At 50.4% G+C, this 12,186-nt stretch carries 9 protein-coding genes; all 9 read left to right on the forward strand.

Features of this window, described 5'->3' with window-relative positions; genetic code table 11:
• Window positions 1-97 precede the first annotated feature (97 nt).
• The 9 genes from AB0L18_RS11090 (at window position 98) to AB0L18_RS11130 (ending at window position 12,069) form a co-directional block, all read left to right on the forward strand.
• Window positions 98-1,276, forward strand: a complete 1,179-nt coding sequence (locus tag AB0L18_RS11090; protein ID WP_367392658.1) for an aldose epimerase family protein — start codon at window positions 98-100, stop codon at window positions 1,274-1,276.
• Between the two features lie 3 nt (window positions 1,277-1,279).
• Window positions 1,280-3,034: a sodium:solute symporter gene (locus AB0L18_RS11095; protein ID WP_367392659.1), complete on the forward strand. Its 1,755-nt coding sequence runs from the start codon at window positions 1,280-1,282 to the stop codon at window positions 3,032-3,034.
• 530 nt (window positions 3,035-3,564) lie between these two features.
• On the forward strand, window positions 3,565-5,499 hold the full coding sequence (locus tag AB0L18_RS11100) for a glycoside hydrolase family 97 catalytic domain-containing protein (protein ID WP_367392660.1): 1,935 nt from the start codon (window positions 3,565-3,567) through the stop codon (window positions 5,497-5,499).
• Between the two features lie 270 nt (window positions 5,500-5,769).
• Window positions 5,770-7,068, forward strand: coding sequence for a nucleotide sugar dehydrogenase (locus tag AB0L18_RS11105; protein ID WP_367392661.1), 1,299 nt, complete (start codon window positions 5,770-5,772; stop codon window positions 7,066-7,068).
• A gap of 153 nt (window positions 7,069-7,221) precedes the next feature.
• A complete protein-coding gene (locus AB0L18_RS11110) occupies window positions 7,222-7,788 on the forward strand; it encodes a UpxY family transcription antiterminator (RefSeq protein WP_367392662.1) in 567 nt (188 codons plus the stop codon).
• A gap of 591 nt (window positions 7,789-8,379) precedes the next feature.
• Window positions 8,380-9,111 carry a tyrosine-protein phosphatase gene (locus AB0L18_RS11115; RefSeq protein ID WP_367392663.1) on the forward strand — a complete coding sequence of 244 codons (732 nt, stop codon included), beginning with the start codon at window positions 8,380-8,382 and terminating at the stop codon, window positions 9,109-9,111.
• Between the two features lie 305 nt (window positions 9,112-9,416).
• Window positions 9,417-10,403 (forward strand): Gfo/Idh/MocA family protein, encoded by a 987-nt coding sequence (locus AB0L18_RS11120; protein WP_367393146.1) that lies wholly within the window; start codon window positions 9,417-9,419, stop codon window positions 10,401-10,403.
• 94 nt (window positions 10,404-10,497) lie between these two features.
• Entirely contained in the window at window positions 10,498-10,896 is a 399-nt protein-coding gene (locus AB0L18_RS11125; RefSeq protein ID WP_367392664.1) for a GxxExxY protein, read from the forward strand.
• A gap of 108 nt (window positions 10,897-11,004) precedes the next feature.
• Window positions 11,005-12,069, forward strand: a complete 1,065-nt coding sequence (locus AB0L18_RS11130) for an NAD-dependent epimerase (RefSeq protein ID WP_367393147.1) — start codon at window positions 11,005-11,007, stop codon at window positions 12,067-12,069.
• Window positions 12,070-12,186 lie beyond the last annotated feature (117 nt).

The following is a 12,186-nucleotide window of genomic DNA, read 5'->3' on the forward strand; positions in this document are numbered from 1 at the left end:
ATAATAGTTGAATAAGCGCTTCATTTAAAGCGTTTTAACTATTTGGAAAACTTGAGAAAAATCGCAGTTTATTTTCTGCGCAATACAACGCAATCCAATGAATAAATTTAAACCAACTCCTTTTCCCGCATTTCTACTTTTACTGCTAGGCCTGTTGGCTTTTAGTTGCAAAAATGAAGCAGCACCCCCACCAGCAACACCCGAGGAAGTAGCGGCCCCTGCGGTGACGATCACTAAAAGTGCTTTTGGCACCACGCCCGAAGGCCAAGAGGTGGATAAGTATGTGCTGAAAAACGAACAGGGTATGACCATTGAGGTCATCACCTACGGTGGCATCATCACTTCCTGGACGGCGCCTGATCGCGAAGGCAACTACCAAAATATTGTCTTGGGCTACGATAAGCTCTCCCAGTATGTGGAGAGCAATCCCTATTTTGGCGCAATCATCGGCCGCTATGGCAACCGTATTGCCAAAGGGCAATTCACGTTGGATGGGAAGACGTACCAACTGGAAACCAATGACGGCCCCAATCATTTGCACGGCGGTGTAAAAGGTTTTGATAAAGTCGTATGGTCAGCCACCGAAAACCCTGATGGCAGCCTGGCACTGACGTACGTGAGCAAAGATATGGAAGGAGGCTACCCCGGGGAGTTGACCTCAACGGTGGTGTACCAACTTACCGCAGACAATACCCTGGAAGTGACCTATGAGGCAACGACTGATAAGCCTACGATTGTCAACCTTACCCAGCATTCCTACTTCAACCTTTCGGGGGATTTCTCCCAAAAGATAACGGATCATGTGCTCACCATCGATGCCGCCACTTACCTTCCGGTAGACGAAACGCTGATTCCTACCGGAGAGCTTCGCGCAGTAGCCGGGACACCTTTTGATTTCACAAAAGCAAAAGCTATTGGGCAAGATATCGAAGTGGAGAACGAGCAATTGGCCAGAGGGAAAGGTTTTGACCACTGTTGGGTACTCAACAAGCAGGGGACCTACCGAGAGGCTGCTACACTCCTGCATCCTGCCTCTGGAAGGTATTTGGAAATCCTGACCGATGAGCCGGGCATCCAGTTCTACAGCGGAAACTTCCTGGATGGTACACTACCTGCACCAGGCGGCGGCACTTACGGCCAACGTACGGGCTTATGCCTGGAAACCCAGCACTATCCCGATTCTCCGAATCAACCGACTTTCCCTGCCGTAAGCTTGCAACCGGGAGAAAAATATGCATCAAAAACAACGTTCAAATTATCCACGAAAACCAACTAACTCATGTCTGTATTGGCTACTCTAGACTGGATCGTTATCCTGCTGTATTTCGTTATTATCCTGGGTATTGCCTGGTGGGTAATTCGAAGAAAGTCGGAAACCTCCGATGAATACTTCCTGGCGGGCCGCAACTTGGGCTGGTACGTCGTGGGAGCTTCCATTTTTGCTTCTAATATTGGCTCTGAGCACCTCGTCGGCCTGGCGGGATCTGGAGCAACCGATGGTGTGGCCCTGGCGCACTACGAACTACATGCCTGGTGTTTGCTGATCCTGGGTTGGCTGCTGGCACCCTTTTACATACGTTCCAACGTATTCACCATGCCTGAGTTTCTGGAGCGACGCTTCTCCGCTACTTCACGCTGGATATTGTCGATCATCTCGCTGGTGGCCTACGTGCTGACGAAAGTGGCGGTAGGTATTTTTGCCGGCGGCATTGTTTTTGGCGTACTGCTGCCCGAGGTGAGCCTCTTTGGTTTTAACAGCTTCTGGGTAGGGTCTATTCTGATGATTCTCCTCACAGGGCTTTACACCATGTTGGGCGGACTGCGAGCCGTGGCCTACACGGAAGCCATCCAAACCGTCATCCTGATTTTTGGAGCTATTCTGGTCACCTATTACGGACTGGACGCACTCGGCGGCTGGAGCGAACTGAAGCGCATCGCCGGCTCAGAGATGTTTAACCTCTGGAAGCCACTGGTGCCGGAAGGCATGACGGGTACCTGGTCGCCGATCAGAACAGAAACCGAAATGGCCTGGTACTTCAACAGCAACTATCCCTGGCTGGGGATGCTGTTTTGTGCACCCATTGTAGGGCTGTGGTATTGGTGTACCGACCAGTACATTGTACAGCGAATTTTGAGTGCCGCGAACCTGACGCAGGCCCGTCGCGGAACCATTGCAGCGGCCCTGTTGAAGTTGTTGCCAGTTTTCATTTTTATTATTCCTGGTATCATCACTTTTGCCTTAGCATCCAGCGGCAAGATCGACGCTTTGAGCCAAGCATTACTGGACAGTAATGGCGAAATCATCAATGCGAAAGCACAACAGGTATTTCCGCTTTTGGTAGCAACAGTGCTGCCTCCGGGTATTCGGGGTATTGTTGTTGCCGGGCTTTTAGCAGCATTGATGAGTTCTTTGGCGGGCGTATTCAACGCTTGTTCAACGCTCTTTACCATGGACTTGTATTCTAAATTCAAGCCCAAAGCCTCAGAAGTACAGCTGGTGCGCGTTGGCCGAATTGCTACCGCCGCTATGATCATCATTGGGCTTTTATGGATACCAGTCATACAGGGTAGTCGAGGACTTTATGATTATCTACAGAGCGTACAGGGTTATCTGGCGCCGCCAATTTTTGTGGTCTTCTTCTTTGGGGTCTTCAACAAACGCCTCAACGCCAAAGGGGCAATAGCGGCCCTGGTTGTCGGCTTCGTGCTAGGGCTTTTCCGCCTGATGATCGATACCCCCGTGATGCTGACGGAAGGCTTTGCCTACGAAGAAGGATCCTTTTTCTGGATCATCAACAATACCTTCTTCCAGTACTACAGCCTGGTCATCTTCCTGATTTCGGCCATGGTGATGGTGGGCGTTAGCTATGCCACAGAACCTCCGCCATTGGAGAAGATTGCCAACCTCACCCTGAGTACTGTTTCGGCAGAAGAAAAAACGATCGTAAAAGGCAGTTACTCAAGGCTTGATGTGATAATGTCGGCCGTGGTGGTGGTCTTGATTTTGGCGGCGTACCTCTATTTCACAGGGTGATAGCGGCTACTGTAGCTTGGGCTTCAGCCCGAGCGTAAGAAATGTGAAATGTGGGGGAGGGTACGGTTGTATCCAGGGCAAATTCATGTAAAGCAAATTCATGAATTTGCCCTGGATGATGGCTATTTGTTGCGGGCCTATAGTGTCGTAGGGCTTCAGCCCGAGCGTAGGCGATACTACGCGGTAGTTAAAGACTCAACCCCACCTTCCTGTGAGGTGGACTGGGGGAAGATTTTGGATTAAATTTTGACGGAGGGAATCCACTTCCGATTCTGCGAATCGACTCTGCCAGCGGGGTATCCCACCTCCGACCCTGTGGGTCACCTCCGCCCGAGCGGAGGATATGGGCGGGCCGTGGCCCGTAAGTTATTCAAGGCGCAAGGCGAAGCCTGTAGCCCGGCGCATCTCGGTCTTCCACCGGGAGCGCAGGACAAGGGATGGGCAGGAGCGATAGCGACCGACAGCCCGGTGCCGTACTGGCGTTTCATAGCAACGCCAGTACGGCATGGCCCCAAAATAAATTAAAAACAATGATGATGAATAAGATCGTATGGGGCTGTTTAGTCCTGTGTTGCCAGCTGGTATACAGCTGTAATCCTGGTCAGGGAGAAGTCGCAATGACGGATGAAAATCAGCAGATCCAGGTGAAGCTGGGGATGACGGAGCAAGGCCAGCCCTTTTACCAATTGTACTACCAGGATAAAATGGTGCTGGATACTTCCTATCTGGGGCTAAAACTGGCTGGGCTAGACCTCAGCCGCGATCTGACTTTAGTAGAAGTGAAGCCCGCCAAAGCTATAACGGACACCTATGAAATGCAGCACGGTAAGCAACGGCTGATTTCCTACGAAGCATTACAATATGAGGTCGTCTACGAACACGCTGACGGCATGCCGCTAACCTGTTATTTCCATCTGTCGAACCACGGAATGGCTTTTCGGTATGAATTAACGGAGCTTCCCGAGGATTCCTTGACCATTTTGGAAGAAATATCGACGTATGGTTTTGCCGCTTCCGCCAAAGCCTGGATGCAGCCTATGTCGAAGGCCAAGTCTGGTTGGAAAGAGACCAACCCCTCTTATGAGGAACACTACTCGCAAGGCATTCCCGTCGACGAAAAATCTCCGCTGGGGGAAGGCTACGTTTTTCCCGCCCTCTTTCAGACTGCAGAGGATACCTGGCTCTTGCTGAGTGAGACGAATGTGCACCGTGATTACTGTGGTGGTAAACTAAAGTACGACGAGGACTACGCAGCATTACGGCTGACTTTTCCACAAGCGGCAGAGGTGTTTCCGGGTGGAGGCTTACTCCCCCGTGGTGTGGCCCCCTTCCACAGTCCCTGGCGAACAATAGCTATCGGAGACCTTGCGGAGGTAGTGGCGAATACCCTGGTCACCGACTTGGCGGCTCCGGCCATTGCGGTTGATACCGATTTTATCCAAAGCGGCTTGGCCTCCTGGAGTTGGGTCTTGCTAAAGGATGATTTTACGAATTACGAAACCTCTCATCAGTTTATTGATTACGCAGCGGAGATGGGCTGGCCTTACTGTTTGATTGATGCCGATTGGGATTGGAAGATCGGCTACGAAAGAATGCAGGAATTGATTGATTATGCGGCGGGCAAAAACGTGAAAATCTTATTGTGGTACAATTCTTCCGGCGATTGGAACAGTACCGTCTACACCCCCAAAAGCAAGTTGGTTGATGCAGATGAGCGGAAATCCGAATTCGCTCGCCTCAAGAACATGGGCGTCGCTGGTCTGAAAATAGACTTTTTTGGCGGCGACGGCCAGTCGATGATTGCGTATTACCATGATCTATTGAAAGACGCCGCCGCTGCCAGGTTGATGCTCAATTTTCATGGGGCCACCCTGCCGCGCGGCTGGCACCGTACCTACCCTAATTTGATGACGGTAGAAGCCATCAAAGGCCAGGAATTTATCACCTTTGAACAAGCCAATGCTGATTTACAACCCAGTCATTGTGCGGTGATCCCCTTTACCCGCAATGTTTATGACCCCATGGATTTTACGCCCATGGTGCTGGATACTATCCCGAATATTGTTCGTCGTACCTCCACGACTTTTGAGCTGGCTTTGCCCGTACTATTTACCTCAGGGATTCAGCATATTGCCGAAATTCCTATGGGAATGGAGAAAATGCCCGCCTACATCCAGGCGTACCTGAAAGATATCCCAACTCGCTGGGAGGAGTCGAAACTACTGGCGGGCTACCCCGGAAAAGAAGTAATCATGGCCAGACGAAAAGGCGATACCTGGTACATCGTAGGCATTAATGGCGAAGCAAGCGCCAAGACTTTTGAGTTGGATCTTTCCTTTGTAAAACATCAGGAAGGTTTACTGTTTTATGATGACGCTAGTGGTATCCCGGCTCAAAAGCAAGTTGCCGCCGGGCACGTACAATTGGAGCTTGTCCCTTACGGCGGGTTTGTGATCAAAATTTAAGCTGGGCTTGCGGGATGTTTTTTGTTTGGGCGAAGGCAGTTCACCCCCGGCCTTTGGCCACCCCTGCCAGCGGGGGATAGGTTTTTGTTTCATGGTGTTGTCCTGTTTGCGGCCAGGGTGCCGGATAGCCCGGCCGCCCCGTAGGTGGCGAGGATGCCAAAACATTGTGCGCTTAACTCCACGGCTTAGTGCCTACGGCAAAGTCTGGCTAATACTTGTTATTTCCTGAAGCAAATTTCTATCTTTGCCGCTCCTCAATACCGATGAAACATGTACGCAGCATTAGCGCGCAAAGAGAAAAGCATTTCTGTGATTGGCCTGGGTTATGTGGGCCTCCCGCTGGCCCTGGAGCTGGCCAAGAAATTCCGGGTGATAGGCTTTGATATCAGTGCCGACCGGGTAGCGATGATGCAAAATAAGGTAGACCCTTCGGAGGAATTGGAGGCTGCTGCTTTTGAAGGCAAGGACATCCTCTTTACCTGTGATCCTGCCGACCTCAAAGATGCCCATTTCCATATAGTGGCCGTACCTACGCCGGTAGATGAGCATCGGGTACCTGATCTTACGGCGCTGGTCAAGTCGTCTACCACGGTGGGGCGGGCGCTCAAAAAGGGCGATTATGTCATTTATGAATCAACCGTCTACCCTGGTGCTACGGAGGAAGATTGTCTCCCTATTCTCGAAAAAGAAAGCGGATTGAGCTTTGCTGCGGGTGATTTCAAATTGGGCTATTCGCCCGAGCGCATCAATCCGGGAGACAAGGAGCATACGGTTGATAAAATCCTCAAAATTGTCAGTGGCTCGGATGCCGAAGCGCTGGAGGAGATTGCCCAGGTGTACGGTGCTGTGATCACCGCCGGTATCTACAAAGCCTCCTCGATCAAAGTGGCCGAGGCTGCCAAAGTGATTGAAAATACCCAAAGGGATATCAATATCAGCTTCATGAACGAGCTGTCGATGATCTTCGATAAGATGGATATTGATACCACCGAAGTGCTGGCGGCGGCGGGTACCAAGTGGAATTTCCTCCGCTTTACGCCGGGATTGGTAGGAGGGCACTGCATCAGTGTAGACCCCTACTACTTGTTGCACAAAAGCAAGGAGTTGGGCTACGACCCACAGGTGATCCTCAGTGGGCGTAGGGTGAATGATGCCATGCCGGGCTTTATTGCTAAAAAGATGGTGCAGCTGCTGATTCAGAAAGGCAAAAACCCGAAAAACACCAAGGTGCTGATCATGGGTGCGACCTTCAAGGAAAATGTTGCCGACATTCGCAACTCCAAAGTGATTGAGGTCGCGCGGGAATTGATGGAGTACTCCATACACGTTCACTTAAGCGATCCTCACGCTTCGCCCAACGAGCTGGCCCACGAATACAAGATGACTTTGGTGGACCAAATTTCGGATGACTACGATGCCATCATCGTGGCGGTTGCCCACCAGGAATACCTGGAGCTGGATGAGGATCATTTTATCAAAATGATGAAGGAAGAACCCATTCTCTTCGACCTCAAATCCCTCTACACTTATCCTGTCGCTGGTTCTCCCCTTACTTATTGGCGGCTCTAACTTTGCTGTTTGAGCTTGTCGCATCAACATCAATTGATTGTTAAGAGATGTCGAGAACACTAGATTAGTTAGTGTAAAGTAGGTCAAAAACCAAATAAACAATACCTTTGGGCAGTTAATCGGAACAATCCAGTTAACCCCATGACTAAGAGCTTGAAAACTATAAAACTGCCTGCTGAACAGGAATACGAGAGCCATCTGCACCTCACGGAGGCGCGTTGGTTTGCAGTGTATACGGGATATAAGCGCGAGAAAAAGGTCGTTGAACTACTCACAAAGAAAGGGATCACCGCCTATGTTCCTCTCCAGCGCCTGACCCGTCATTATACGCGTAAAACCCGGCAGGTAGAGCTCCCACTCATCAGCTGCTACGTGTTTGTCAACATAACACAACCGCAGTACGTCCCCGTTTTGGAAACCCAGTTTGTACAACGTTTTCTAAAGATTCGTCGGAATCTCCTCGCTATTCCAGCGGCAGAGATCGATTTGCTCCGCCGTATTGTAGGAGAACTCACCGATATTGAGGTAGAAGCCACGGGCCTCAACCAGGGAGACGAGGTAGAAGTCATCGCTGGCCAACTGACGGGCTTACGTGGGGTACTGGTAGAAAAACGTGGCCGCCAAAAACTGGTCATCGCCCTCAAAACACTGGGCTATGATCTGATGATGGAGGTCAGCCCTGGCCACCTGCGCAAACTTCAGCCAGGTAGCCTGCGTTAGAAATATTCGCTGCTAGCAGCGACCAGATAAACAGGGCTGGTGTTCCCTGTGACTTGCCCTTGGGGTGACGTCAAAAGCACCAATGTTATTATGCAGCGCGATCACGCTCATAGCTCCTTCAGACCACAAGCCCTTGCGACTTATGGAGGGCGAAGCCGTTTTTGGGAAGTCGGAAATCGGAAGTGAGACGTCGGAAGTAACGGGGGCACGCAGTTTTAAAGTCGGAAGTCGGAAGTGGGAAGTCGGAATTATAGGGGCACGCGTAGGTTGTTTGGGGTAGTGTTAAACATTTCTTTTTCCCTTCAGTTTAAAGGTCGCGCTAAGAGATTAATTTTCGAAGTACTCGCTTAATGATTTTCGTGTATTACACTTACTTCCGACTTCCGACCTCCCACTTCCGACTTTGAAATTGGAAATCGGAATTAACTGGATAAGCGTAGGTTGTTTTAGGGTAGTGTTCAATATATTTTCTGATAATTTTGCAGACCATGGTGTCGAATACTGCTAGCAACTCCAAAAAATACTTCCGACTTCCCACTTCCGATTTCCGACTTTAAAATACTTCCGACTTTAAAATATCTTCCTCAATAAATGTTTTTTCGCAAATCCCCTGTAGTCTCCACCTTCGGAGACCTAAAACTAGACCTCCACTCCCACCTCCTCCCCGGGATTGATGATGGAGCCAAGGACCTGGGGCATAGCCTGGCTTTGATCCGGCGCTTGCAGGGGATGGGGTTTACGCGCTTGTACACTACGCCACACATCATGGCGGATATGTACCCCAATACGCCGGAGATTATCCAGGGGAAATTGGCGGAGGTACGGGCGGCGATGAAAGAAGTGGGGCTGAATATTCCCATTGACGCTGCCGCGGAATATTTGATGGATGAGGGGTTTGGAGAAAAGCTCAAAGCAGGTGGTTTGCTGACTTTGCCGGGCAACCGGGTGCTGGTAGAAATGTCGTTCGTTTCTGCACCGCCGAATTTGGGGCAGTATATTTTTCAACTGCAAACCAAAGGGTATAAGGTGCTGCTGGCACACCCGGAACGCTACCTCTTCTTTAGAGAAGATTTTAAAAGATACAAGGAGATGAAAGATCGCGGGGTTGAATTCCAACTCAACCTTTTGTCGCTGGTGGGCTACTACGGCAAACCTACCCAAGACAATGCCCGCGCCCTCCTCAAAGCAGGCATGATCGACTACCTCGGCACCGACCTCCACCATGAGCGCCACGCCGATAACCTCGAACGCCTGCTTGCCGACCGCAAACTGAACCGCCTGCTGGGGAAATACCTGGCAGGGATGAAAAATGCGGTGATTTAGGTTTTTTGAACCATATAAGGCACTTGAGGGCACATAAGTTTTTTTGAACCATATAAGTACATAAAAGGGATTATAAGGATCTGAAATTACCCCCTTACCCCCTTACCCCCTTTTGAAAGTCGGAAGTGGGAGGTCGGAAGTCGGAAGTATTTTGGAGTTGCTAGTTGCGGTTATTCTTACAGCCCAAAGGCTTATTAGAAATATAAATTTTATCAAAAACTCCCCTAAACAACCTACGTGTGCCCCCGTTACTTCCGACTTCCGACTTCCGCTTTCCGACTTCCGTAACCCTTACACCAACAACCATCAACCAACAACCAACAACCAACAAATTCGCCCTCATCGGCGCCGCAGGCTACGTAGCACCACGCCACCTGGAGGCAATCCACGCGACGGGCAACGTGCTGCTGGCGGCTTATGATAAGAGTGACTCCGTAGGGGTGATGGATCGTTATTTTCCGCAGGCAGACTTCTTTGTGGAGTTTGAGCGGTTCGACCGGCACCTGGATAAACTCAGGCGGGAGGGGATGCCCGTGGATTACGTCAGTGTGTGTTCGCCGAATTATTTGCACGATGCACATATCCGCTTCGCCTTACGGCAAGGAGCAGATGCCATTTGTGAAAAACCATTGGTGCTGAACCCCTGGAATGTGGATGCACTACAGGAAATCTGCCGCGAAACAGGTCGAGAGGTTTACAATATATTGCAGCTAAGGTTACACCCCAGCGTGATTGCACTGAAAGAACGCGTACAAAATTCGCCGAAAGGCCATAAGTTTGATGTGGACCTTACCTACCTCACCTCCCGTGGCCATTGGTACTACACCAGCTGGAAAGGCGATGAGGAAAAATCTGGCGGAATCGCTACCAACATCGGCGTCCATTTTTTTGACATGCTGCAGTGGATTTTTGGCGATGTTCAGGAAAGTAAAGTGCATGTGCATACCCACGACCGTGCTGCCGGCTACCTGGAGTTGGCGCAAGCTCGTGTACGCTGGTTCCTCAGCATCAATTACGATACGATTCCGGAAGCCATCAAAGCTACCGGTGCCCGCACCTACCGCTCCCTGACCATTGGCGGCGAGGAGTTTGAGTTCAGTGGCGGCTTCGAAGATTTGCATACCCTCAGCTACGAAGCCATCCTGGCCGGCGAGGGCTTCCCCCTGGAGGCTGCCCGCCCGGCCATTGAGGTGGTACACGCTATCCGCCACCAGCAAGCCCTCGGCTTGCAAGGGGATTATCATCCGCTGGCGAAGTTGCCGCTGGTGCGGCATCCATTTACGAGGGAGTGAGTGTTTTGCCGCGGAGACACGGAGACACGGAGATTTTTAAGAATAGCCGCCGAGGTACGGAGTTTTATTGTAAAATAATACCATGTTTTGAGTCATGCATGATGATATACCGGATGAATTAAATAATCTAGGTACTCAAATTATTGGGGCAGCTATAAAGGTCCATCGAAAGCTTGGCCCAGGATTGCTAGAGAGAATTTATGAAGTCTGTCTCTGTCATGAACTGGAAAAGCTTGGTCTTCAAGTAGAGCGCCAAAAATATCTACCTATTATTTATGACGGAATAGAATTCGATGAAGGTCTACGCTTAGATTTGCTGGTTGAGAATAAGATAATCTGTGAGTTGAAAGCAGTAGATGAAATCAATCCGGTCTGGAAAGCTCAACTCTTAAGTCATTTAAGATTGACTAACAATAGCTTGGGATACCTAATAAATTTTAACGCACCATTGCTGAAAAATGGAGTAATAAGGATGGTAAATAAATGGAGATAGGTCATCTATTCTAAACAAAACCTCCGTGTCTCAGCGTCCCTGCGGCAAAATAAAAAAAACAAAAACCTCCGTACCTCAGCGTCTCCGCGGCAAAATAAAAAAATGAAAATAAAAATCCTCATCACCGGAACCGCCGGCTTCATCGGCTCCCACCTAGCGAACCGCCTGATTGCTGATGGCCACCAGATTGTAGGACTGGATATCATCAATGATTACTACGACGTCAACGTCAAGTACGGCCGGTTAGAGCGGGCGGGTATTGCGAAAGCAAGCATTCAACCTGGCCAGCTAGTGCAAAGTACCACCCACCCCAACTACCGCTTTATCCAACTGGATCTGGTAGACCGCGCGGGAATGGACCAGCTCTTTGCCGCCGAGCAGTTCGAGGCAGTCGTGAACCTGGCGGCCCAGGCGGGCGTGCGCTACAGCCTGATCAATCCACAAGCATACATCGATAGCAATATCATTGGTTTTACCAACATCCTGGAATGTTGTCGCCACAACGGTGTCAAGCACCTGGCTTATGCCTCCAGCTCCAGCGTGTATGGTTTGAACGAGAAAATGCCCCTGTCGACCAGCGATAATGTCGATCACCCGATTTCCCTCTATGCCGCCAGCAAGAAAAGCAACGAACTGATGGCCCACACCTACAGCCACCTGTTCGGACTGGCCACCACCGGCCTGCGTTTCTTCACCGTCTACGGTCCCTGGGGGCGACCAGATATGGCCCTCTTCCTCTTCACGGATGCCATGCTGAAAGGCGAACCCATCAAGGTCTTCAATCACGGCAAGATGGTTCGCGATTTTACGTACATCGACGATATAGTGGAAGGCATCGTGCGCGTCATCCAGCACCCCCCCCAGGGCAACCCGGCCTGGACGGGCGCTCACCCCGATCCCTCCACCTCGAAAGCCCCCTACAAAGTCTACAACATCGGCAACAATGACCCCGTAACCTTGATGGACTTTATCTCGGCCATTGAGGAGGAACTAGGCATCGAAGCCAAAAAAATCATGATGGACTTGCAGCCCGGCGATGTCCCCGCCACCTACGCCGATGTGCAGGACTTGATGGATGATTTGGGCTATAAGCCCGAAACACCAATTAAGGACGGGATCAAGGCGTTTATTGATTGGTATAAGCTATTTTACGAAGTCGGAGGTCGGAAGTAGGAAGTCGGAAGTATTTTGGAGTTGCTAGTAGCTTTTATTCTTACAGCCTAAAGGCTTGTCAGGAAACTCCTTTCAAAAACTACCCAAAACAACCTACGCGTGCGCCATTAATTCCGA

Origin of the sequence: Lewinella sp. LCG006 (genome assembly GCF_040784935.1) — a bacterium.
Taxonomy (GTDB): Bacteria; Bacteroidota; Bacteroidia; order Chitinophagales; family Saprospiraceae; genus Lewinella.

Excerpts from the sequence above, each read along its gene's own strand:
- AB0L18_RS11090 (WP_367392658.1), top strand. The coding sequence starts at position 98 with ATGAATAAATTTAAACCAACTCCTTTTCCCGCATTTCTACTTTTACTG.
- AB0L18_RS11095 (WP_367392659.1), top strand. The coding sequence starts at position 1,280 with ATGTCTGTATTGGCTACTCTAGACTGGATCGTTATCCTGCTGTATTTC.
- AB0L18_RS11100 (WP_367392660.1), top strand. The coding sequence starts at position 3,565 with ATGATGATGAATAAGATCGTATGGGGCTGTTTAGTCCTGTGTTGCCAG.
- AB0L18_RS11105 (WP_367392661.1), top strand. The coding sequence starts at position 5,770 with ATGTACGCAGCATTAGCGCGCAAAGAGAAAAGCATTTCTGTGATTGGC.
- AB0L18_RS11115 (WP_367392663.1), top strand. The coding sequence starts at position 8,380 with ATGTTTTTTCGCAAATCCCCTGTAGTCTCCACCTTCGGAGACCTAAAA.
- AB0L18_RS11125 (WP_367392664.1), top strand. The coding sequence starts at position 10,498 with ATGCATGATGATATACCGGATGAATTAAATAATCTAGGTACTCAAATT.